This window comes from Sphingobacterium sp. WM (assembly GCF_029542465.1).
GTDB classification, from domain to species: domain Bacteria; phylum Bacteroidota; class Bacteroidia; order Sphingobacteriales; family Sphingobacteriaceae; genus Sphingobacterium; species Sphingobacterium cellulitidis.
Map to the genome: position 1 here is coordinate 2272889 of NZ_CP120709.1, position 25882 is coordinate 2298770.

The following is a 25882-nucleotide window of genomic DNA, read 5'->3' on the forward strand; positions in this document are numbered from 1 at the left end:
TAAAACAAATCTTCTATTCAAACTTATGATTTAATTTTTTTTAACAAATGGATTGGGAACAGACAAAAAGAGATTTTAAACGTTATTTATTATTAGAAAGAGGATTAAGCGATAATAGCATCGCAGCATACTTAAATGATGTTCATAAACTACAGAGTTATGCAGAATTAAATCATATTGATTTAAGGGAATTTCAAACCCAACATATCCAGCAATTTCTGCAATGGATAAATGAGTTTCCTATTTCTGCATATAGCCAGGCACGCATGCTCTCCGGAATAAAAACCTTCTTCGGATATTTACAAATAGAACATGGATTCACAAACAATCCAGCCGAATTAATTGAAACCCCAAGACTCTCCCGAAAAATCCCTGCCGTATTAAGCATTGAAGAAATCGACCAGCTGATCGCAGCTATCGACCTTTCTTCTCCTGAAGGAATGCGTAATAAAACAATCCTAGAAATTTTATATGGATGTGGTCTCAGGGTTTCGGAGTTATGCAACCTCAAAATTTCAAATTTGTTCCTCGATGTCGAATTTATCAAAGTCGAAGGAAAAGGGAATAAAGAAAGATTAATTCCAATTGGTCAGCAAGCCATCAAATACCTCAAAATTTATCTGGAAGAAATTAGGGTTCATCAACCTATAAAATCCGGAATGGAAGACTTCGTATTCTTAAATCGTAGGGGTTCTCCCCTTTCCAGAGTCATGATATTTCTAATCATTAAAGACCTGGCCAGTAAAATTGGCCTTGCCAAAGAAATTAGTCCCCATACATTTAGGCATAGCTTTGCTTCACATTTAGTGGAAGGTGGTGCTGACTTAAGGGCAGTACAGGATATGCTTGGACATGAAAGTATTACAACTACTGAAATATATACCCATATCGATAAAGAATATCTTCAAAGTGTCATTACTCAATTTCACCCTAGATCTTAATGCAACAAAGTTTAATTTAATTTGCAACAGTATTGCATTTAATATATCTTTGCAATGTGATAAGATTATTGAGGTCGTATAAACAATTAATTTCAACGCTATGGATTGGGGTCATGTTCCTCTCCATTTCTTTGATTGTTTTACACCGTCATGATCTCCATACAGATTCCCATGATTCCTGCCATTTAACTGAAAAACACAATCATCAGCATTCCCATTCTGAAGACTGCCAGTATTGTTTTTTATTTTTTCAGCAAGGGATTAATCTAGTAACTCCATTTTTATGGGAATCAAATCCGGAGAGCTTCCAAATCAATACGATTTTAAACAATCGTATCTTTGAGTCTCCCCTATTAAAAATTCAATCCAGCAAAAGTCTCCGTGCTCCCCCCTTTTACACGTTATCCAAAATCGTGTAATATATCTATAGTAATTATCAAATTATAACAACGTACATGTTGAAATACGCATGGACTGTACTGATTGTATTCCTTATGAATGCAGCATCAGCACAGGACAAATCCATTCAATATATCAATGGTATAGTTGTCGATGAGAAAGCCCAGCCTATTTTTGGTGCTAATATCAGTATTTCTAATACCGACAATCATACCTCATCAGATGTTCATGGTCACTTTAAAATCAAAGCTGGCCAAGGACATCAACATCTTGCAATCAAAGTTTCAGCATTAGGCTATGAAACCTTTGAACAATTCGTTCATCAGGAAGCTGATAGCTTGCTTAAGATTGTTCTTAAAAGCTACAGTGAAAAGATCGACGCTGTTTCAGTTTCTGCACAGGTAGAGGAACAGCGCACCGCTGTAAGATCCAAACTTAATAGCCAGCAGATCGAAGAAAGTAAAGGAAAATTGGTCGCCGAAGTGTTTTCAAAACTTTCTGGTGTATCCATATTAAATACGGGGCATTCAGTTTCCAAACCTGTTATTCATGGTATGCATTCTAATCGGGTAATATTATTAAACCATGGAGTCAAACAGGAAAGTCAACAATGGGGACTGGAACATGCCCCTGAATTGGACCCTTTTACTGCGGATGAATTTGAAGTTATCAAAGGTGCACAGGCCGTGCGCTATGGTGCAGATGCATTAGGTGGTGTATTGATTGCAAAGTCTCAACAGATTGATCCTAATAAATTATCTGGAAGAATTGATTTGATTGCTCAATCCAACGGCAGAGGCGGAACCGCAAATCTTCAATTGGAAGGCGGAATCAAATCTATTGATGGACTGGCATGGAAAGCTCAAGCTTCTGGAAAAAAATTAGGAGATATCAAAGCCCCTGATTATTTCTTGGGAAATACCGGTTCAGAGGAATTAAATTTCTCCGGAACGCTGCAATATAAAAAGGATAGAAACTACTTTGAAGCATTCTATAGCAGATTTGCTACTGATTTAGGAGTATTTTATGGTGCCCACATTGGTAGCATTGAAGATATCTATGCAAGAATCGAAAATGGTGAACCCTTTGAAAAATATGATTTCAGCTATAAGATAAATGCCCCGAGACAACAGGTTTCGCATCAATTGGGAAAACTAAAATATCAGCATCAGTTTAAGAACGATTATCAATTAGATGCTCAATACTCATGGCAACAAAATCATCGTCAAGAGTTTGATATGCGAAGAGCCTTGGAGGATAATATTCCAATGTCCGACATGGTCCTTACCTCTCAGCAATTGCAATTAATCTTAAAGGCTAAATCACACAGCTTCGGACTAGATGCCGGAAATCAGGTAAACAACAATACCGCCGGTACTGGTACTACCCCTATTATCCCAAACTTTGATAATTATTCCTTAGGGATTTTTGGAATTCATCAATTCCGCTTAAATCAATGGATACTGGAAGCTGGATGGCGCTATGACTACCGTTATTTCGACGCAGCAGGATATCGTTATAAGTATACGGATGCTCAGCAAAACGGCCCGCAGCAGTATTTGTTAGAAGATAATAGGAGTTTCCATAATTTCTCAGGATCCTTAGGTGTTGCTTATCCCATTAGCCCGAAATGGCAATATAGAAGCAGTGTGGGCCTCGCATGGCGTGCACCAACAGCTAATGAGCTCTACAGCGATGGAGTTCACCATGGAGCTGGAATCTATGAAATTGGGAATTTGAATCTAAAAGCAGAGCAAGGATTAAAATGGGTGCATTCTTTTTCACACAAATCTGAATCCCTGGAATTGACCTCTGATATCTATGGACAATATATCGATAACTATATCTATGCAGCTCCAAATCCAGACTCTGTCAGACAAACTATCCGCGGTACTTTTCCAGTATTTAGCTATTCCCAAAACAAAGCTTTGTTCTACGGACTAGATCTTCAACTCATATGGAAGATTACGCCAAAAATTAATTATGCATTACAAGCAAGTTTGGTAAGAGCAAAAAACATCAGTACCGACAGTTTTCTGCCTTATATTCCATCGGACAGAATGCAGAACTCCATTCAATGGTACTATGCTGCCGAAGGAAAGGGATATGTCAAACTAAGCCATGAATTTGTGGCTAAACAAAACCGATATACTGAAGGAACTGACTATGTCGCTCCGCCGGCAGCTTATAATTTATTCAACGTATATATTACACATCCACTAAATATTAATAATAACCCTTTCAATCTTTCTTTGGCGGTGGACAATCTTTTCAACACTAGTTATAAGGACTATATGGATCGTTTCCGATACTATGCCCATCGCCCAGGAAGGAATTTTATTCTATCTGTAAACTATAAATTCTAACACAAAAAATCATGAAATCAAACATTTTTATCTTATTCATATTAGCTTCTTTCTTTACTTTTCAATCTTGTTCTAAAGATGATCCAACCCCTGAGGTAGATCAGGAAGAAGTAGGCTCAGCAACTCTAACTTTCACGGAGGTTGAAGCAGAAAAACATGACGACCACTATCATTACCATGATATCAGCAATCCAGAAGTTGAATCCGTAGAATTCTCAGGTGAAAAATTTCTACCTCCTGTAGGTGCTCATATTCATTTGGAAGTTGGTAAATCTTACCGCTTCAACTTAAAGGTTAAGGATTTTGCTGGTCGCGAGAGCCAACAAACATTTATCGACCGTGCTGACCAACATTTTGCATTCCTTTTGGGAGCACCCGCAGGTACATTATCCGCTGAATATGCTGACAAAACAGCTGATGGAAAAGCAGCAAATGTTGGTGTTACAGGCTATATCACGGTTCTAAAAGCTTCCAACAGCTTCACATTCCGTTATTTACTACGCCATCTTAACCCAGGGGTTAAAAGTTCCATCAATCCGAAAACTGATATCTTCAATGCAGACTTCAATAAATTCGGTGGTGCCAATGACTTAGATCTGAAGGTAGAATTGCACCTTGTAGAGGAAGGTCACGAAGACCATTAACAGAAAGTAAGGCTCAAAATCAATAGCTTGCTAATTTCAGCAAGCTATTGTTATATAAAAACCATAAAAAGTATTATTTTTGGCGAGCCGCCTCCGTAGTTCAATGGATAGAATGTTAGATTCCGGTTCTGATGATGTAGGTTCGATTCCTACCGGAGGTACAAAAAAAGCCGCTTATAGCGGCTTTTTTCTTATAATAGTACTTAGTTTTTAGTGTATAAACCTACTGTGATAAAAGTGCTGCTTGCATTTATTCAACCAACATCTCCTACCTATTTTCTTTTTTTTATTTAAGATCTTTGATATCTCCTGCTTTTAACTCGATAATTGCTCCTTCAAATCGAATGGTTACATCTGTTACCGCATGAACTTCAACATTAGAAACTTCACAATCTTGATAAATTGTCTTTTGTCCTAAATTCATTCTCTTCGGTTCCTGAGTGTCAATAATCAAATCTATTTGGCCTGACTTATATACTTCTACGTATTTTTCAGGACAACCATCTGTCTTTGAACATGCCACGATTGAGCTTGCAAAAATTAAAATAGCTACTATTTTAATTGCATTATTAATAATTGATTTCATTTGGATTGATAGTTTTCAAAAGTAGGTATTTAAACATTCTCATTTTACGGATAACCATATTTCTATCGAAATATCCTTTTTTTCTCAGAATAGAAACAAGGATTTAACTAAATACCTTAATTCATCCCTATGATCGAAAAACACGCAATAACCTTTATCCCAAAAATTTCTTTTTATAAGAATATATCACTTTTGGAGTTATTACAAATAAAAAAAGGACCTATTGGTCCAACATATCTAAAAATAGTATAAACTAAAAAAAGCTGCCCTTAAGCAGCTTTTTTATATCATTACGCATTCTCCTGATTTAAAGATTGCTTATAAATAGCCTTCTTAACTTGGATACGACGAGCAACGGATTTCTTCTCATAAGCTTGACGCGAACGTAATTCTCTTAAAACGCCTGTCTTCTCGAATTTCTTCTTGAAACGTTTTAACGCTCTATCTAAAGATTCTCCTTCTTTTACATTAACAATAATCATAGCTTTTTTGTATACCTCCTTCCGTCGTAAAATTCTTGGTCTGCAAAGATACGTAAAGCAAGAGGATTAAACAAGGTATATTTAATATAATTTATAGTCAGCTACAATCTGTTCCAAGGGTCTCTCCTTACTACATAGAACAGTCTGAATACCAAGCTTCTTCGCTCCTTCCAAATGCTGCGGACTATCATCCACAAATAATGACTCTTCCGGATTTAAGTTATTCTCATTCAATACCCGTTCAAAAATAGCAGCATCTGGCTTCCTTAAATGTTCCAAATGTGAATAATAAGTCCTCTCAAAAAATACATCATTGCTCGGGACGCCATATTTCTCCTGAATATGGTTCATACAATAAGCATAATGAAGCTCATTGTTGTTACTGCATAAGAAAGTACGGTAATTGTCTCTTAAATTTTCAAGGATCTGATGTTTGCCTTCAGGCACTCCAATCAGCAATGAATTCCACGCTGTATCAATTTCATCATCAGTCAGATCAAACTTATTGGCTTTTTCCCGAACCCCATCTCGAAATTCAGGAACCGTTATTTCTCCTTTATCAAAGGAATCAAACAAAGTGTCTTGCCCATGGTGTCCAAAAAAATCATCTACATTTTTAATACCCAAATCTATAAATGCCTGACGCACTTTAGGAAAGTCAATCATAAAGATCACATTCCCATAATCCAGAATAACATTTTTAATTTTTTGCATATAAAAATTTTGTTTTCTCGTCTCAAATATCGATAATTGCATCGTTAAAACGGGTATCCACTCCCATTTTTTAACACAAAAAATAACCGCGCCTATAGCTCAGTCGGTTAGAGTAGAAGACTCATAATCTTTTGGTCCCTGGTTCGAGCCCAGGTGGGCGCACAGAGAAACCCCTGTAAGTTTTCAACTTACAGGGGCTTTTTTTTGAGGAATATTTAGGGCTGGTGATAATAATAAACATCCAATTTTGAAATAATAGAAATCCTATTTATTATAGTATTTCAAAAATTGATTGTGTAAATGTTCATCATTTACATACTTTGTAAAAGTTGATGACTTATTATGTAAATAAAACTCATCAATATAATGTTTTAAAAATTCTATGTGAGGTATTTTTGTTTTTGGATAGTTCTTATTAATTAGAGTTTTGGTTTCAGATTCTGAAAAAAGTATTTTGAGGTAAATTGATATTTGAATTTCTCTAGTAAAATCATCATAATTTCCAGACCATTTTTTACCAATTAGTATTTCTTCTATTAATTTAATAAAATTATTACCCTTAGAAACATAATCTTTAACAAGCTTTACAATCCTATCATCGTAGTTGTAACGATCAGAGTTAATCTCTACGGTTGATAACTTAAAAATTTCAAAAACCATTTTAACATCTTCATTCTTATTAATCAAATACTTTAGAGTACTAATATAAAATTCTAAAACTTTATTTTTAAATTCACTTTTTAAAAATTTAACATTTTCTGAACTCAATCTTAAAATTCTTAAAACTATATCCGAAACAACTTCGAAGATTACCATTTTATTCTGAAAACTATTACCTTCATCATAATAGTCAAGCATTTCTCTTAATAAATTATATAAATCATCTGGTAAAGCAATTTTATTAAGGAATCCTGAAATAATTACATCACGTGAGAATTTAGGATCTTTTAACTCTAGTAAAGCAGGTATTAATTTTTTAGTCTTATTATCGTTTAAAAAGATTAAAAGTATGCTAAATAGATCTTTTTTAATCATCTCACCTTCTGATAACCAATCGTTGAATTTATCTGCAATTTCAGAGGTTGACTTTTCAATAATATCGAAAAATTCAATTATATCTAATCCATAATTTGCATAGTTAAAATATAACAGTCTATTTTGCTTAGAGTAACCTTTAATATTTTCATTATCAGTTAATAAAATTTCGAAAAAATTCCTAAAATGAGATTCTTGACATTTATTTAAATTATTCTGCATTAAATTTTCCTCACATGGATCAAGTCTATTATCATCTTTAACAAAATTATTGATGAAATCCTCATTATTAAGTATACTATTATATAAAATTGTATTACTAGATTTAATGGCTTCAAGAATCAACAAATCTGTATAATCTATATTACCTCTTAATTTATTGTAGGCAATTTTCAATGAATTAATTAAACGATTTACCTGTCTTAAATTTCTAATTATAGATACAAAAGATTTATTTCTTAATAACTCTCTTAATGAATCAATTAATTTAGGATCATCGAACTCATTTTCAAATTTATCCACTATAGTTTTTTCATATAAATCTTGACTAAGAATTGGTAAGGATATCAAGACATTAAAAATCTTTTCAATATATTTATAATTATCAATTTTTGAGTATACATAATCAACATCAATCCCTGCTATAAAAAATGTATTTGAAAAATTAGCAGAATTTCTGATTAACTTTAAAACACTCATTAATTCTTGACTATCGAGTCTATCAGTATCATCTACAATAACAAGAATTTTTTTTCTTGACAATTTTAATTTATTAGAAATCTCTTGTTTTAGCTCTATTACTGACTTTTTCCCATTCAAAATTGATAAAAGTTTAAATGAAATATTTAATTTATCATTTTCATAGCTATCAGATATAAGATTAACGTATTTCTCAATATCTGTAGTCAGATCCTTGTTTAGAAATTTAGTAGTGGATATTAATTCAGTAAAGAAATTATCAATCAAATTAGTAGATTCATATTGCCAAGGATTAAATTCTATAATTATGTAATCATCTCTATATTTTTCCAATTCATTTTTAACCAAATTTGAAAAAAATGTTTTACCATCTCCCCAACTACCTACAACACCAATATTAAATGCTTGTTCAGATTCTGTATTGTGAATAAATTTAGTCAGTTCTTTACTTAATCCCGAATAATTAAACAAATCAGATGAATTAACATTATCTAACACAAATTGATAATTATTATTTTGTGTATCTAGTCTCACATAATACAAAGACCATCTACTTGAATAAATTAAAAAATATATCAAAAACACTAAAAAAATGTTTTGGATATATTCTGACAAATCATTTAATTGAAAAAATCTATTAGCAATCAGTTCGTTATAAACGAATAAAACAGCAACCGAATACAATAAAGAATTGATAGTTATTAAGTAACCGTGTCTTAACCGATTTATTAATACTATAGCTACATGAATTACTAAAAAATAGTAAACAAAAACTTGTAAAGTCTGATCAATTTTATAGTTAGATTTTAAAAACTCTATAACTACTTTTCCATATCTATTTAAGATAAAATCACCAAAACCTAATAAAACTATAGCTATAATAAAGCAATTAACAGATTTTGATAATTTCAACTCTTTAAAATATTTTTTTTCATCAAATTCATATTGCCACATTGGTGGGAATAATCTTTTAAAATTTAATGATTCTAAAATTTTATCAAAATAATTTATCATCAACTACACCTCCAATACTTTATCTATTTCCTTCATTAGTCGATCAGTTTCTGTAAGCGAAACAATCATTTTTTGATAATGCAACACATCATCAAAGTCAAGTTCGCGGTCTTTACGTTCTTTAAGCCATTTTTGAGCAGGTTGGTAACCTCCAATGTAGAAATTCCAAGCAAGCTGGGGAACATTGTCAAAATACTGCGTTTCATTAATATAGACTTTACCATCTTTGAATATTGACTTGCCTACGATGTTGTTACCTCCTACAGGATATGAGGTAATCAAATCTTCTAATTTCTTGCTTTCTAAAAGATGTAATACACGAATTTGTCCCCCAAGTTCAACCAATTGCCAAAATGCTGTCGGATCTGTTGGATAAGGAACTCGTGGAAAATCAACCTTCAAAAATTCCTTGTATTTCTCGCGATAGGCAGGTGAATGTAATACTGCATAGATATAATCTAAGATATCTATAGGTCCAAATGTACCTTCTGTAACTTCCTTTTCATTGGTAAACATTAGCCCCAATCTTTTAGCTATTTCAGCTACAATTTCTTTGTTTAGATTAGGTACACGCCCATGATGTTCATCTGTACTTAATTGTCCATTCGTGTCGGGATATAGGTAAAGGGGGAAAGTTTGCAAAGAATCTGCTGCGCTATCTAACAAATGTAAATCTAGAACTACACTACTTAAAAACACATATCCAGTACTTAAACCCCTATTTAACCTTGTAGTAATAAATGCTATATTATCAAATGCAAGATGTTTCATAATTTTATGACGAGGATAAGCCATAAAACCCTTGCTGTTTCCAGTATAGATAGAATATCTTATATCAAACGGTCTATATTGAAGTTTAATCTTTTCAAAATTGCTATTAATTACGTCATTTTTCGCATTAATTAATTTCCAATCTCTTCCATCTGGCTTTAATTGGTACTTATATCTTAAAGTCTCTAAATCAAGATTCTTCAAATCTTCGATTGTTTGGTTTACATCGATTTTAGTATATTTAATTACAAAATCATCTCTTTCAGTTTTTATTCCTGTTGCATTTAAAGTAAATAGCTTTTCAACATTTAATTGAGAATTATAAAAAGTTAAGAGCTTTAAGTCTTGATTTTTAAATAAATATGTTTTTTTATTTAAATTCACCTCACTCCACTGAAACGATTTTATATGGCTACTCCCTAAGACTTTATATTTTTCTTCTCTTTTACCAAACAAATCGTAATGATAAACTTTTGCAAATTTATCCCTATTCTTCTTTCCTGTTTTTATAAAAATGTTAATTGATACACCTTGCATTATATCAAATACATTTTGATCGATGCCTCCATCTAGTGATACTTCTTTTTTCTTAGCATTTCCATGTAAATCAACTAAAAATATTTTATCAAATGATTCCAATAAAGATTTACGCATTTGTCTATGGATAATACCATCTATAAAACTATTATTAGATATATATGCAAGAATACCTGTACCATTTTTATCTATAAAATGCTGTCCATACCGAATAAATTTTATATAGTCATCAGATAAAGGATTTATATTTCGTTCGTTCAAGTCTCTTTTATAATCGGCTACTAAATTTTCAATCCAAGGGCTTTTATTGGTGCTACTCACAGAATAAGGAGGATTCCCCATAACCACCATCACAGGTGTATCTTTTTTGACTTCATTGGCTTGATTGGATTCGTCCGAAAGCCACGAACTGAATAGCGTATTGCTATCGGGATGCGCTTCTTCGAGCGAATTGGTCAAGAATATTCGAAAACGCTGATTGTTATCGGCTACATAGCCTGTTTCGGTTAGGAGCATATCCATTTTGAGATGCGCCATAGCATACGAAGCCATCAATAATTCAAAGCCATTCATACGTGGGATAAGGTCTTCTTTGACATACTTCTGCCACATACCTTCCATTCCCTTGAATTTGCTATGAATATGCTTTATCATTTCTGCCAAAAATGTCCCCGTACCCGTAGCTGGATCGAGTACTTGTACACGATGCACTTCTTTTTCGTAATCCACTACTCCTGCTTTGTAGCGTTTGTCGTGCGTAGGAACTTTGACTGTGATTTTCGATTTTGAATTATCGGCTAACCCTTTAGCCAAACCAAATTCGTCTTTCAAAATATCATCTACTGCACGCACAATAAAATTCACCACCGGTTGTGGTGTATACCAAACTCCAAGTGCCTTGCGCAAAGATTTGTCATACTCCGCCAAAAACGTTTCGTAGAAATGTATAATGGGATCTTCCATTTTGGTCGAACGACCAAACGTTTTCATAATCTTGGCTACATCTGTCGCTAAAAATATCGTCACTAATTCATCCACAATCCATACGATACGGCTATCTACGTCAAATCCTGCAATATCTTGAAACAATTTACGGAGAAAAGGATTTGATTTAGGGATCAATTCTGCTGCTTCAATCCGTGAGAATGTCGGCAAAGATGGGTCATGATAACGTGCTGCAAACATACCATAAGCAATGGTTTGCGCGTATATATCTGAAAATGAGCGATTAGTAATGTCATGTATAAGCATTTGCTTAAACGAAAGCATTTGACCCTTTAGCGAAGAATTTTTCTCTTGAGCATCATCGGAATCTAATGATTGCTCAATCACATTTGCCATTAGTCGAGCCTTGCCTGCCATCAGTTTCGCAAGTTTTGTAGGTGACTTAATGGTCTGCGTTATGGTTTCTGCAAAGTTTTTGATTAAAGTCTCGAATTGATCAAAATTTGCATTTATTCCAATAATATTTCCATTCTTAATTTGTGCGATACGAATCTCTACGACATACTCACCATCTTTATAAAACACGAAATGTAAGTAATCTGTAATTATTAGATTGGACAATCCTAATCGATAGCGATCAAATTGCTCCTTGAGAGTTTTGCTCTTTAGATCTACATTGACATCTTTAGCCTCAATGTAGCCGACTGGGATATTTACAACACCTTTTGTCAATACATAGTCGGGAGCCCCACATTCTACACGAGCAGGCTCATTGGTCACTAATATATCTTTTGGCAATATAGATGATAATAATCGTTGTAAATCTCCTCTATACGAATGTTCACGAGCATTACCTGTAATATAAAGTCGATTTATATTATTAATGTATTGTTTTACTGAAAAATCCATTTATTTAAGCTAATGAATATGGTTTAAACTGTTTTAAAATTAGTTAAAATAAGTGAAAGGAATAAATCAAAATAAGACGTAATAAAATGAGACATCCTCACTCATCACCTTTAAATGAATGATGAGTGAAGATGTGGCCTACGGCAGTAAAAGTAATTAATTCTCAGATTTTTGAATTTCTAACTGCTCTAGTTTATAAGCTAGTTTTGAATTTTTATCCCATTTTTTAACACAAAAAATAACCGCGCCTATAGCTCAGTCGGTTAGAGTAGAAGACTCATAATCTTTTGGTCCCTGGTTTGAGCCCAGGTGGGCGCACAAATCAAAAAGCCGTTTATTCTGAATAGAATAAACGGCTTTTTTCGTTTTAAAGAAATTCTGTTTTCATTCATTGCTAATCATTTAGGTTTGATATCTATGGCTTTAGTAAATCTTCTAATGAAATAAAAATCCTCCAAATAAATTAGGCTGCCCAAACTAATTGGACAGCCTAATTTGTTATTTTTTTATTCTAATTAAATAACGGATTAATAAATTCCCATTCTTTAATATGAGAAGGTTGATGCTCTTTTAAGACAACTTCATCAAAAGTTTTCAATAAATCTGCATTAGAGCTTGCCAAATCCTTTTCCTCCATGGGATCATTTTCAAGGTTATAAAGCTCCCAAGTTGTATTTTTATAGCCTTGCTTCTTTACATTAGTTTTTACTGCTTTCCATTTACCTTTTCGAATCGCAATTTGACCACCTTTTTCAGGATATTCAAAATATAAATAACGTTCATTTAGATTATGATCTTTTCCGAGTAATGTGGGCATCATGGATTCACCATCAGTAGGAATATTTTCAATTTTCAGCAAATCTGCTAATGTTGCCATCAAGTCATATTGAACAGAAATATGGTCAGAAACATTATCCTTTGGAAATTTATTCGGCCATTTGGCAATGAATGGCACTCTGATTCCCCCCTCATAGACGTCCATTTTAAGACCTCTGAGCCCCCCGACACTATTGAAGTACTTTGGCTGTACCCCACCATTGAATGTTGCCCCATTATCACTTGAAAACATGACTATGGTGTTTTCATCAAGCCCAAGTTCCTTGAGTTTAGCAAGGATAATTCCCACCTGGTCATCCAGATAGGTTATCATCGCAGCATAGGTGGAAAGAGGGTATTGAGATGGAACATATCCATTCTCACCTAGATATGGTTGTTCTCCAGGGAATTTTCCAATATATTTCTTGATATACGCTTCTGGAGCTTGTAAGGACACATGCGGAATCGTATAAGGTAAATACAAAAAGAAAGGACTCTTTTTATTCTCTTCGATAAATCCCAAAGCTTTTGAAGTCATTTTCTCTGGAGAATACTCCTTTCCTGTAAATTTTTCGAAATCCTCATTCTTGAGATTCTTAGGATCGAATTGTTCATGAACAAAGCGATATTCATTTTCTAAAGTATCCCATTTACCATTTTCCCAAAGGTGCGTTGGATAAAAATTATGGGCTTGTTTCTGATCTAGATATCCGTAGGCATAATCAAAGCCTTGTTTTTGGGGATCACCTGTAGTATTAGCCATTCCTAAACCCCATTTGCCAACAATGCCAGTCTTATATCCAACGGATTTTAACATTTTAGGGATGGTTAAAACTCCTTCTGGCAGCGGCATCTGCCCTCCTTCTTTATCATCTTGAAACCCTCCTAATTCGTAATTCCCACGGATATAAGATTTCCCTGAATGCTTTCCCGTCATCAACATAGCACGCGAGGGAGCACAAACTGGAGCTGAACTGTAATGTTGAGTAAAACGAACTCCTTCTTTAGCTAATTTATCCAAATTTGGAGTCTGAATTAACTTTTGACCATAGGAACCAAGTTCTCCATACCCCAAATCATCTGCATAGATATAGACAATATTCGGTTTGTTATTTAAATGTTCTTGAGCAAATAAACTCCAATTAACTAAGATAAGCCCTATGGAAAGCAATATAGATTTGAAATTAAATAAATGCATAATCAATTATTTATCCGGTTTGCCTTAATATATTAATTAAAGAAGTCTAATTCTGCTATACTAAGTGATTTATCATCCCTAGCTATTTTTACCGCTTCAATTTTAATGAATTTTGTTTTCACAGGGTTTTTAAATCTAAATGTCCTGGTTGTAGGATCATTGATTAAATTACCAAATTCAAATGAATCAATTAGCTCCCAAGTTGTCCCATCATTACTACTATAAATTTTCCCCAACTCTAGCATTCCTTTTTCATTCTGGCGTTGAGGGGTATATGCAAAACTCTTTAATAGTTCAGTTTTTCCTAAATCGATGCTTACAAAATGAACATTATTATCAGATTGAGAATTCCAATGAGTACTCGGATTTTCATCAAACATTAAATTTGACTCATGACCTTTAGTTTCTGAACTTTTATCAATGATTTTCCAATCCTTTTTTTCAATTCCGATTTCCTTTTCAACTACAGATCCAACTTGGCCATCTTTTGAGATCGCTATGGCATTAATATGATTACTATTAGGAAGGAATTCACCCTGATATAAATTTGAGTTTTTATTAGGTTTTGTTCCATCGGTCGTATAGAAGATTTTATAATCTGCACTTAGATTTTTTAAGACATCTTCACCATGTGGTTTCCATCCAAATTCATGTTTTTTAGGTTGGATTGTAATTTTACCACTAGCATTACGTGAAATTTCCAGTTGAGGAAGAGTATTAGGCGCTAAATATGCTCCTATTTCACTTAATACCGGAATTGCTCTGCTTTCTAATATTCTCAAACGTAATTTACTAGTATTTACTTGAGGAAAGCGTAAAATCCTCTTAAAACCTACATTTGTACTATGGCTGATTTCTTTCCAACTTCCATCAATCCAAGCATCTAATGCAAGCTTTTCAATTCGTTCCCCATTGGTATCGATCGCTTCTTGAATCACAAATCTATTTAAGTTAGTTTTCTTAGAAAGAGGGATTTCAATCTGAACTTGACTGGACTTTAAAACTAGTTTTGTTTTTAAATCACCATCAATTAATGATTTATCAATCTTAGCATTCCTTAATAAATTATTGGAATAAGTTGATTTAATTCTTTCACCGACTTCCTCCAAAACCTTTACATCTTCTGGAGAGAATTTCCCTTCACGATTAGGCGGAATATTCAATAAGAATATAGAATTCCCTCCTACAGATCTTTCATAAATGTCAAACACATCATCTGTACTTCTTACTTTCTGGAAATTATCATCCCTATAAAACCAACCTTCACGTATGGAAGTGTTCGTTTCTGCAGGCTGATAATGTAAAAATTTCGCACCCTTTATCGCTTCCCTGCTGCCTAAGTCTTGATCAGTTAAATCTTTATGCGTATCTAAGGTAAGCGGATCTTGAGCATAAGGAATTACATTCCACTCCGTTGGTCTTGTGCCTCCTGCTTCATTGCCACACCAACGCAAATCTTCCATTCCAAAGATGATAGCATCTGGTGCAAGGGTATGAATTAATTTTTTCCAGGCTACCCGATTATATTTTTGCCCACCCTTTGTTTTTGGATGTGCACCATCAAACCAGACCTCATGGATTGGACCATACTCTGTTAATAATTCAAATAATTGATTTAGAAAATAGTCATTGTAATCGTCTACATTAAATTTAAAGGTTTGATTATTCTTAAATGGTCTACCTTCAACTTTTCTTGGGATAATCCTATCTGAATACTCACTTAAATTACCATACAAACCATCCGGATTTTCTATTTGGTATAAGTCTGCTGGAGATAAATAAATTCCCAATTTAAGCCCAAATTTTTGACATGATGCCGCCAAATCTTTCAAGACATCACCATTTCCGTTTCTAAAACCTGTGGACATAACACCGTGCTTGGTATAGCGACTTTGCCATAAAACAAATCCATCATGATGTTTTGCAGTAAAAATTACCTTGGTCATGCCAGCATCTTTCATGCTTTTACACCATTGATCAGTATCTAAGGTTTTAAGATCAAATATTGTAGGATCCTCTTTTCCATTTCCCCATTCCATTTTAGTAAATGTATTCGGTCCAATATGAATAAAGGCGATGAATTCATCTTTGAGGGCATCATATTGGTTTTTTGTTGGAACAACGTGAGCTGCTTTTCTGATAATTTCTTCAGGTGTATCCGATTGATTGATACTATAAGTATTCTTTATTGGAAGTGAATTACCTTTTAGTAGTTCTTGACTGATTGCTAAGGATGTTACACAACTTAAGAGTAAAAGTAAATTGATTCTTTTGTTCATTTTTTTTTCTTTTCGGCTAAATAAGGTCAAAATAATTATAAATTTAATGGTTCACTTTAGGATTAATTGAGCCAATTTTAGCATAAACTAAACCTCCATTAGCCTATTCCTTCGAATTGCAAATACTTAAAAATATAAATTGTATATAACCATAATAAAGTTCATACCTTAACAGGAATCGGAGGAAAAGGAATGACAGCGAGCGCGGGATATCCTCTTGAAAGCATTAATAAAATCTTATAAAACATTAAGAGCCTTTAATTTAGTTTAAAGGCTCCTTAAGATTTTATTCAATTATTATCTTATTTTTATATTTAACCAATTTGCTGAGTTATGGATTTTCTCTTTCTTTTCAATACGAGCAATATTTTATATATAGTAATAACAACTATAGTAGTTTCTATTTATGGTTATACATTATATTCCATAATGACAAATCATTCCCTAAGCAACTTGAAAAAAACATTTTGGGTTATAATATCTTTATTATTTAGTTTACTAGGATGTTTAATTTATTTTATTTTCAATCCATTAAGGAATGTTAATACCTAAGCATTACTCGATCGAATAACCACCAACTAACTAATCCCTTCTACTTCTTTTTCATTTTCTGCAAACGTTCTTTTGCTGCTGGAATCACATCATCATCTTCAGTATAATTTTCAATCACACTTTCCAATGTTTTTCTAGCCTGTAGAGCATCCCCTTTGCGAGCATAAGTATCTGCTAGCAGGATAAAACTTTTTGCTACCCAATAATCATGGGAATCCATGTTTTCAATGACATCAAAAGCCGATTTCTGAGCCTTGTCGTACTCCTTATTATCATATTGCATTTGTGCAACATTGTATCGTGCTTCAGCACTAACTGCTGCATGACTTTTTAGGGCCGCCAGGTTCAATTCTTTCAACGCTGACTGCTTTTTACCTTGCTGAGCCATAGCTTTTGCACTGTATAAATGAGCGGTAGCAATTTCCTCTTCCGTAGCTTTTGCATTATTCTTAACCAACTCGATATACTTATCCATTTGCTCATAATCCCCTAATTCGTAATAACAGATCATCAAATTAGTAACAGCATAACCATAATTATCCTTGTAGTCAGAATTAAGCTCCAGTTTTTTCAAGTGTACAATTGCCTCATTATATTCTTTCAAACTCAAATATAAAGCAGCTACTGTCATCAAGGTTTTCTCCGTATACTGACTCGTCCAATCATTCAAGATAATATTCAGATCGTGCAATGCCTCTTCAGGACGACCTGTATGGAATAAACTCACCCCACGAATATAGCGTGCATGCTTCTCTTGCCTTGGTTTCGGAAATTTATCGAAATAAGCATTAATTGCCTCCACAGCAGGACCATATTGTCCTCTGTTAAACAAAGTATTTCCGGCTTGAAATGCCAGGTTATCTTGTTCACCCTCACTTAAATCAGTGATATTGGTACTCGTAGCATATTGAATATAGCTTGTTGCATCACCTTGATCCAAATAGATATTCTCTATTGATAACAATGCTTGTGCAGCCTCGCCTGTCTTCGAGTAATCCTTTACAACCTTTTGAAAGGTAGCCATCGCAGCTTCATTATCACTCATATTGTATTGAACCAAGCCGATGGTCATCAATGCCCGGGGTACATAACTACTTCTCGGGTATTTGTCGATCATCTTTTGTAGTCCTTCGATAGCAACTTCATAATCCCCTTTTACGAAAGATATATATGGAATTTCAAAAGCCACATCATCTGCATAATTGGAATTTGGAAACTGTTCAACGACTGATCTCAAAGTATTTAACTTAGCATCATTGTCGCCTTGCAAGCCTTGGATAATACCATGTTGAAACAAGGCGTAATCCTGATTCGGAGCCTTATTGGCGATCAGCTGATCATAGTATTCATTAGCACGTCCATAATTACGCATAGATAGATAAGAATCGCCTAATCGAGCCATCACATCATAACGCACATTTTTATCCAATGAACCCTCATCAGATGCTAAAAAACGCTCAAAATAATCAGCAGCAACACTATAGCGGTTAATACGGAAGGCTGAATACGCTAAGGCATAGTTTGCATAATTGTATAAATTCGTGGTTCTAGCAGCCGGCATCTGTAAAAATCTAGAGAAATTATCTACAGCCTCGCCATACTTGCGAACTTCATACATCGCCTCCGCTTTCCAATAGGTTGCCAATGCTGCCATTTCTGGATCAAAAGGAACTTTCTCTGAACGCATAAACATGGAAATACTATTCTCGAAGGCACGCTCATTATAAAATTCCAACCCACGATAATAGGTTATCTTCTGATAAACCATATCAGCTTTGGATTCTCTATTTTGAAACGATTCCAATAAGTAAACCCCAGCCTGAAAATTGCTGCTTCCCATCAATACTTGAGCCATTCGGGTTTCAGTATTCTCTGCTTTTTGAGCTTCTGGATCAAGCTCTGCAAATTTCATGGTAATATATTCCTGAAGCGGTTTCAACGATACTTGGACCGAATCCAATTCAAATAAGGTCTTCGCATAATTATAAAGAGCATCTGCTTTCAATTCCTTATCATAATTCATTTTGGAGGCATTGTAAAATGCTGCCCTCGCCTTCTGTTTATCACCAGCTTGCAGAGCAATTGACCCTAATGCCATTACCGAACTTTGGTAAAAAGCATCCGCAGGTTTTACTTTTTCCAAAATAGAAACCGCCCGGTCAAATTGACCAGCACGATAAGCTAAGATTCCTATCCTATTATTGTCTACATTATCCCGGTCAGAATTAGGATATCTTTCCGGTAAAGGACTATGAAAAGGTTCTTTAAAATTGTTTCTACTATAATACAATCCCGCAGCAATCGTTCTCAATTCCACCTCTAATGCCTTCCGGTCGATCTTCATATCCGGATTACGACGAATCTTTACAGCATCAGCCAACATCGGACGATAATCACGAACAATCTCGATGGAATCCAAAACTGATTTTTGAGTTCCTACTGCTTGCTCATTATTTTGCTGATTCTCAACTTGTTTTTTATCTTCCTGTGCATAACTTGCTAGCAACATTACTGAGAAAACTCCAGTAAGTGCAGGTTTCAGGTAACTATAGCCAATCCTATGTTTCAGTATCATTTTTCGTCCTTATTTCTTAGCTTTTCCAATCGTTATTTCATAGTAGGAATAACAATTGTGTAAAATTATCCCCTTCTTAAGTGTGATAGTCAAATCTAAAGAATTCCAATCACAATAAGATGAAGAGTAAGTAAAAAGCCAGAGTCAATGTATTTAATTCTCTTATCCGAACTTAACCTAAGCAAATTAAATACCATAGACGAATCAAATTAAAATTTTTAATAAACCCCATCATTTAATTTTTGGTCCATACTTATTATCGAATCTTTGACCTTCTGCAAAAATTAAATAGAATACATAAAAAGGTATTAATAAGTACCAACCACTTTTCCCCACATCATGACAACGCTTTGTCCCTTGAGAAAAACCAACCCACAATAAAATCACAATTGGGATAATAAAAATTGGATTGTTACTGAATCCTTCTTCATACCTATTTCCTAAAATATACCAGACTTCGTCATTACTGCCCTTAAGAAAGCGTTTTAAAATTGCTGAAAGGAAATAGATAAATAGATAAGTCAAAAAAAACTCAAGTCGACCTATTCTACCTTCAAAGGAAAAAATATTTTTACGTTTTGATTTAGAACTTCTAGGGATTTCAGGGGGTTCAATAACAGGTATTTCAGGAGGTTCAACAACAGGCATTACAATTGATTCTAAAACAATTGCTTCCTTTAATTGAGGCTGTGGAATTTTAACCCGCAATTTTTGAGAACATTTAGGACATTGAACTATTATTGATTCCTTTAAAATATTATCTGTATTTAATTGCATCTTGCAATGACAATTGGAGCATTCCAAATTCATAAAGGTTGGTTTTAATTATTTAACATAACTAATTATCAAATAGAAAGCACAAAATAAAAGGGCCAAAATAACTATGATCTCATCAATTGATAGGTTCTTTTTCTTAGCAGTCAAGTTTTCTTCAGTGATAATATTTTCCTCTTCTTTGTCTGGATTATCCTCTTCTATTTTGACAGGAATTTCTTCTGTTAATTTTGGATTGGAAATAATCCTAAGGTTCATGTTTTCATCAAAACCCATCCAAAATTCAGAACTACAATAAGGACATTGAATAAATAATTGGTTTAGTCTATTATATCCTTGGCTATTTAAAGTCATTTTTGACTGACAGGAGGTACATTGAATAATTTTCATTAATACTTTCTATAAATCAAACCAACTGGTGAAATCAAAATCATCATCAACATTATTTTCAAGGTCGCTTCCAACATCATCAAGATTTACTCCTTTCTGATCTGTCAAAAAAACCTCATCTACTACCCCATCATAATTAACATCAAGCAGCATCGCATCCACTACTCCGTCTGTATCAGAATCAAGGATGATTGCATCTACCAAACCATCCTGATTCGTGTCCATAGAAATTGAATCGAATAATCCATCTTTATTCGAGTCCAAAATAATTGCATCCATAATTCCATCTCCATCAGAGTCTAGAATCATGGCATCAAGCAAACCATCCTGGTCTGAATCCAGCATAATGGCATCAACCAATCCGTTTTGGTCTGAATCTAAAAAAATTGCTTCCGAAATATTATTATTATCATTATCAACCAGAATACCATCGGTAATATTATTACCATCGTAGTCTATTAATGTTGCATTGGGATTCGCTTGGTTAGAATTATTAAGAATAGATTCAGTAGAAATCGCCACAGTGGAAGGAGGTTCACTAGAAGAATGGCTTAATTCATTGAATGCACTTCCTGTTAAGGCTCCAGCAATAAAGACACCTGCTTTCCCAATAGAATTTGGAGGGTTTGAATTTGAAGGATTAACAGTCGGCTCATCCTTTGAATTTTTAGCCCCACAATTGGAACAAAAATTGAACTCAATAGGATTAGATTGACCACATTGAATACAAGATCTTGTTAAGTTACCTTTCTCCATTATTCTTAAGTACTAAATTAATACCCTGCGTTTTACACTAGAATTTATCTGGTATAAAATTACATTGAGCCATTTAGGTAATAAAACGGTTTCCCGTAATATGATTATACTTAAGAATTCTTTGGATTCTAAGTCAACAGAACCTACCTTCCCATCAAACTCCTAACTAAATTTATAGCTTTGTCAGATTTATTTAAAACATCGGAATCACGGTATTCTATTTTCTTATCAATCTTCACTCCTACTTTTTGAGCTTGTTTTCCATCCGGATAAAAAACAGCATTTCCCGTAAATTCTAAGGTATAATTCCCGGGTAAAACCAACTTTTTGATATCCCCATCGGCACCAGCAGTTTGTTGTCCGATTGTAATGGCTTGAGGAAAAATATGCTGTAAGTTCATGCTATTCCATTCACTTGCACTTAGGGTTTCTTGATTTAAGATAATAAACACTTTCCCATTATAGGGATGATCATTGTATAGTTTTTCTTTTGGGAAATAGGTTTCTGTATTTTCATTGTAAATAAAGGTTCCAACATTATTAAGATTCTGTTGGAAATACTTGCCGAAGAAATTATCCTTTTTAGAAAAGTATCCATAAACATAAGTATAGACAAAACCACCCCAATCTGGATAACCACGCATATCGAATACCATAGCTTCTTTTGATGCCGCCTCCTTCAGAATTTTCTCCATTTCGGCATTAATATTCTCATCCTCCACATCCTCTATAAAGGAGAATGTTTGATCGATCTTGAAATAAGCAATATTAGGATCAATTGACTTATTTTCTCTTTTATTTTGCTGTTTGGCTTTAAGAAAATTTAGGACAAGTTCAATTCTAGGTTTATCAGCAGGGTTAATAAAATCAATTTTACTCTGAATAATACTGCTACTATTATTCTTTTGAATCGTAATATCTCTGGATTCGGTATTATCAGGCCAAATTAAGTTATTCTGATAATCTGATAAGCGATAAAGTAGGCCTCCCCTGTTGGAAGTTGATAAAAGCTTATTTTTCTCCTCAATAATGGCTTGAATCTTTTTTCCATTGATGGAAGTGATCTTATCACCCACTGCAAGATTAGCTTTTTCGCAGATTTCAGGGATAATTAGATCGGTAACGAGAATATAGTCCTCTCTAACTTGAAAATCAAAAGCTGCATATAAGGAAGAATGAAAAATTTCTCTTTTGAAGTTCAATTGATTATAAAATTTAAAAGCATGCGTATCTTCCATTGTGGAAACGGCTTTTGCCAGTATTAATTCAAAGTCTTTCCGATTATTTACCGTCAAACATTCATTCACAAGATTTTCCAATATTTGATCAGAATCCTTTGCCATTAAATATTTATGCGGGTATAAATAATCAATAGCACCTATAATCTTTGCCAAGGTTAGTAGCCTATAATTTTCAGGGAGATTTTCAGTTTTAGGAAAATCATAGCTTTTCTCATTCGGTATTTCAGCAATGTGGCCTACCTTAGGAATGTAAAAATGTGATTCAGCTTGATATCTATTTCTATAAATATTATCCAACAATTTTTTGTTGGCCTTTGAAATATTAGGATTCTTCCGATACCAATCAAAATTTTGATTAGCGTTGATGGCATCCTTGGCATTATTGGAAATCACTTCTCCGGTAAAGTTATTACCCAAACCCTGTGTAAATGCAGAAATAACATCATTTACATTGTTATATTTCTGATCAATATGCTTTATAAAAAGGCTATCAGCATTTATCTTTCCAGATGCTAAATCTGGGTGATAATATTTTAAGAAATTCCAAACTTTAATTACCTCATATTGGGAAGAACCTTTAGCATAGGAAAAATGTAATAATAAACTGAATAGAATTAAAGTGATTGTTCTCATAAAAAAAGCTGAAACTAAGATCAACGAAAATTATTCGTTTTTATAGGCTATTAATAGTTATGTATCTGATTTACTAAATCTAAAATACAAAAAAAGCCAACAAATAAAACTTTCCTGATTTTGAGTCAATCAACTTAATGAACGGAATTAATCTTAAAATCTAGGTCTTCGAAATTTTCATTCTCGTCTATCAATATCGCTCTTGGGATTGCATTAACATTAAACAAAGTATTTGATATTTCCGCTTTCCAACCTTTCAGTTCTGAAATATAAAACAAAATTGCCCCAATCTTCGATTGAGGCAATTTGTAAATAATCATTTCTATTTTAACCTACTTATTGTATTTAGTTTCAAATGCATCGGAAGCTTTGTTTACATTGTTCGCTGCACTTTCGAAAGCATTATTGATTTCATCCAATAACTTACTTTCGGTTGCCGGATCCTGGACATTGTTTTTTCTGATTTCAATTAATTTTGGATACGAGTCAGTTACAATTTTTTGATATTCTTTCAAACCAGCAACTACGGCATTTTGAAAATCTCCATCGCCATTAAAGTCGCCCAAGTCTTCTACTTTCTTGATGTCAGTCGACAATGATTTCTCCCATTCGGAACGTACTGTCTCAGCTTTAGCATAATCCGCAGAGGTCATGGCAGCATTCATATTGGAAATATGAGCTTCGTTTCCATTGATCACCGTAATAATAGCATTGTTGTACTCTGCTGCGTTCTTTTGGCTTGACCCACAACTTCCTAAGATCAAGGTGCCTACCATCGCTAGGCATGTTAAAGATTTTCTTATCATAATATTAAAATTAACTGTTTAAAAATATTCCCTGTTTATCATCAGCACTATATCCTCTTCCTTAATACAAATATATTTCAAGAAAAAGCACAAAACTATAGCTGAAATCAGGGATATTCTCCAATCAATTAAACTCAATCAACCTCAAGGCAATATTATCCTATCATTTGATACTGCCCAGAAATAAAAATCTTGAATGTTTTTTGAAATTATTAAATCTCTTGAATGGAAATAATGTAGGTTAGCAAATGAATACTAGTCTTTATATTTTATTTTATACATGGAAGACCATAACAAATAATCTTCGCCATGAATCGAAACATCTTTTGGATATATAGAGACCGAAACTTCTACAGGTCTGGAATTTTGATCCTCTGCAACCACAAATTTACTTGCTTGTTCCCAATTCGGCTGGACATCTGTGATCGGTTCACGACTTTGAAATGAAGCCTGCAATTCAGGTTGATTTTCAGAAATCACCTCAGAATAATCTAAAGGATTAAAACCTAATTTATCATAAAGCCCCTTAAGAAAATGCTTCTTATTTCCTTTTTTGAAAAATAACCGTGCATAATAAGGTCGATCGTTATCTTCGAACGGATTATTATCAGTTCCAGTAATAATTACTTCAGTTACATTATTTCCATCATACTTATACTCTTTCTTTTGGGGAGCTCCAAAACCCTTCGGCCCAAAGTCAAATTCTTTGGAAAATTTAAAATCCCTGGTAATAATCGTGGATGGAAGTTTAGATCCGGATGGATAAGTAAAACTTGCAACAACAGGCTTATCGGCAGCAAGATCAGTCATCGAATTTGGGTTCCTAAGAAAAGTTAATTTCACTTCTGTCAAGCGACCCTGTTGATCGTATAGATAAGAATGTTCAGAACATAATTCCCTCTTATCAGTATATACCTGAACTTTTTCAACTTTCCCATTTTTGTCATAAACATACTCAGAAAAGCCAGTTTTTATTAATCGATTTTGATTATCATAACTGAACTCTACTAAGCTATTTGTTGCAGCATTAGGTTTCGTCTTAATAACTTCAATACTTTCAAATTTTGCTGCCTCCTCTTTCGAATCTGGCTTAAAAGTATCATCCTTACATGAAAATAAAAAAGTCGAAAACATTAATCCTGATAGCAGAATCAATAAGCTAGTTCTTTTCATAAAAAGCTATTAGTTGTTTATTGAAATCAATTATACATATAAATTCCAAGCTTTTTTCTTTTCGTCCAACCATTTATTTTTCGACTCAGTTGTACTAAATCCAGTCCCATCATTCACCTGATTTAATTCATCTACTATTTGCGGTGTATACTGTAATCCTAAAGCCTTACCTGCCTTTATTATTTCATCATCTTCCCATTCATTTTCCCACCATACACTCACTTCCTCCAACCAAACTCCATCCCAAGTTAAATACTCAGGGTTGTCAATGTCCTTCTCTATATTATAAAGAATATATCCAGCCTTTTGAGTATCATATGCAATAATTTGGCTATGATTCATTTCAAAAATTGGTTTATAACGATCTACCTCATAACTGTCTTGATCTTCTTTATCCAATTCAAAAATTGAATCCGGTTTAGAATAATCATACTTTAACAATTCATCCAACTCCGGATCTGAAATATTTTCATTATAAATCTCCAAAACCAATGCCGGAAGATTCAAGGATTTAATCAATTCGATAGCCTCAATTTCTAAATTATTATTCGCCATAGTTCAATTATTTAACAATAATCTTATCTCTAATATTAAAAACGGTGTAATTGAAGATACATAAATTAATAAAGCAAACAAATCCTTTCAAT

18 protein-coding genes and 3 tRNA genes are annotated in these 25882 nt (G+C 33.6%); 6 read left to right on the top strand and 15 right to left on the bottom strand.

Going from position 1 to position 25882, the window contains the following annotated elements; genetic code table 11:
* Positions 1-47: 47 nt before the first annotated feature.
* The 4 genes from xerD to PZ892_RS09830 all read left to right on the top strand — a co-directional run bounded on the left by xerD (position 48) and on the right by PZ892_RS09830 (position 4511).
* On the top strand, positions 48-941 hold the full coding sequence (xerD, locus tag PZ892_RS09815; RefSeq protein WP_277710955.1) for a site-specific tyrosine recombinase XerD: 894 nt from the start codon (positions 48-50) through the stop codon (positions 939-941).
* Between the two features lie 455 nt (positions 942-1396).
* Positions 1397-3706 carry a TonB-dependent receptor gene (locus PZ892_RS09820; protein WP_277710956.1) on the top strand — a complete coding sequence of 770 codons (2310 nt, stop codon included), beginning with the start codon at positions 1397-1399 and terminating at the stop codon, positions 3704-3706.
* An 11-nt stretch (positions 3707-3717) separates the two neighbouring features.
* Positions 3718-4350: a hypothetical protein gene (locus PZ892_RS09825; protein ID WP_277710957.1), complete on the top strand. Its 633-nt coding sequence runs from the start codon at positions 3718-3720 to the stop codon at positions 4348-4350.
* A gap of 89 nt (positions 4351-4439) precedes the next feature.
* Positions 4440-4511, top strand: a tRNA-Arg gene (locus PZ892_RS09830).
* A 125-nt stretch (positions 4512-4636) separates the two neighbouring features.
* Here PZ892_RS09830 and PZ892_RS09835 read toward each other — a convergent pair.
* From PZ892_RS09835 to PZ892_RS09845, 3 genes are all read right to left on the bottom strand, one after another.
* Complete coding sequence (locus tag PZ892_RS09835; RefSeq protein WP_277710958.1) at positions 4637-4936, bottom strand: hypothetical protein; 300 nt, start codon at positions 4934-4936, stop codon at positions 4637-4639.
* A gap of 290 nt (positions 4937-5226) precedes the next feature.
* Positions 5227-5418, bottom strand: coding sequence for a 30S ribosomal protein S21 (rpsU, locus tag PZ892_RS09840; RefSeq protein WP_094256566.1), 192 nt, complete (start codon positions 5416-5418; stop codon positions 5227-5229).
* 81 nt (positions 5419-5499) lie between these two features.
* Positions 5500-6132 (bottom strand): HAD family phosphatase, encoded by a 633-nt coding sequence (locus tag PZ892_RS09845; RefSeq protein ID WP_277710959.1) that lies wholly within the window; start codon positions 6130-6132, stop codon positions 5500-5502.
* 88 nt (positions 6133-6220) lie between these two features.
* Here PZ892_RS09845 and PZ892_RS09850 point away from each other — a divergent pair.
* Positions 6221-6294: transfer RNA gene (locus PZ892_RS09850), tRNA-Ile, on the top strand.
* Between the two features lie 102 nt (positions 6295-6396).
* Here PZ892_RS09850 and PZ892_RS09855 read toward each other — a convergent pair.
* On the bottom strand, positions 6397-8880 hold the full coding sequence (locus PZ892_RS09855) for a P-loop NTPase fold protein (RefSeq protein WP_277710960.1): 2484 nt from the start codon (positions 8878-8880) through the stop codon (positions 6397-6399).
* A gap of 3 nt (positions 8881-8883) precedes the next feature.
* On the bottom strand, positions 8884-12042 hold the full coding sequence (locus PZ892_RS09860) for a type ISP restriction/modification enzyme (protein ID WP_277710961.1): 3159 nt from the start codon (positions 12040-12042) through the stop codon (positions 8884-8886).
* A 244-nt stretch (positions 12043-12286) separates the two neighbouring features.
* On the opposite strand from PZ892_RS09860, the gene PZ892_RS09865 reads away from it, so the two are divergent.
* Positions 12287-12360: transfer RNA gene (locus PZ892_RS09865), tRNA-Ile, on the top strand.
* A 193-nt stretch (positions 12361-12553) separates the two neighbouring features.
* Here the strand turns inward: PZ892_RS09865 and PZ892_RS09870 are convergent.
* The 10 genes from PZ892_RS09870 to PZ892_RS09915 form a co-directional block, all read right to left on the bottom strand.
* Complete coding sequence (locus tag PZ892_RS09870; protein ID WP_277710962.1) at positions 12554-14056, bottom strand: arylsulfatase; 1503 nt, start codon at positions 14054-14056, stop codon at positions 12554-12556.
* Positions 14057-14088: 32 nt separating this feature from the next.
* Complete coding sequence (locus PZ892_RS09875) at positions 14089-16335, bottom strand: alpha-L-fucosidase (protein WP_277710963.1); 2247 nt, start codon at positions 16333-16335, stop codon at positions 14089-14091.
* Positions 16336-16927: 592 nt separating this feature from the next.
* Positions 16928-19462 (bottom strand): tetratricopeptide repeat protein, encoded by a 2535-nt coding sequence (locus tag PZ892_RS09880; protein ID WP_277710964.1) that lies wholly within the window; start codon positions 19460-19462, stop codon positions 16928-16930.
* A gap of 231 nt (positions 19463-19693) precedes the next feature.
* Positions 19694-20239, bottom strand: a complete 546-nt coding sequence (locus PZ892_RS09885; RefSeq protein WP_277710965.1) for a DUF805 domain-containing protein — start codon at positions 20237-20239, stop codon at positions 19694-19696.
* Between the two features lie 48 nt (positions 20240-20287).
* Positions 20288-20626, bottom strand: a complete 339-nt coding sequence (locus tag PZ892_RS09890; RefSeq protein ID WP_277710966.1) for a hypothetical protein — start codon at positions 20624-20626, stop codon at positions 20288-20290.
* A gap of 9 nt (positions 20627-20635) precedes the next feature.
* Entirely contained in the window at positions 20636-21382 is a 747-nt protein-coding gene (locus PZ892_RS09895) for a zinc ribbon domain-containing protein (protein WP_277710967.1), read from the bottom strand.
* Positions 21383-21525: 143 nt separating this feature from the next.
* Complete coding sequence (locus tag PZ892_RS09900; RefSeq protein ID WP_277710968.1) at positions 21526-23256, bottom strand: S41 family peptidase; 1731 nt, start codon at positions 23254-23256, stop codon at positions 21526-21528.
* A 332-nt stretch (positions 23257-23588) separates the two neighbouring features.
* Positions 23589-24062 carry a hypothetical protein gene (locus tag PZ892_RS09905; RefSeq protein WP_094256649.1) on the bottom strand — a complete coding sequence of 158 codons (474 nt, stop codon included), beginning with the start codon at positions 24060-24062 and terminating at the stop codon, positions 23589-23591.
* Positions 24063-24317: 255 nt separating this feature from the next.
* Entirely contained in the window at positions 24318-25235 is a 918-nt protein-coding gene (locus PZ892_RS09910) for a hypothetical protein (protein ID WP_277710969.1), read from the bottom strand.
* A gap of 30 nt (positions 25236-25265) precedes the next feature.
* On the bottom strand, positions 25266-25790 hold the full coding sequence (locus PZ892_RS09915; RefSeq protein ID WP_277710970.1) for a hypothetical protein: 525 nt from the start codon (positions 25788-25790) through the stop codon (positions 25266-25268).
* Positions 25791-25882 lie beyond the last annotated feature (92 nt).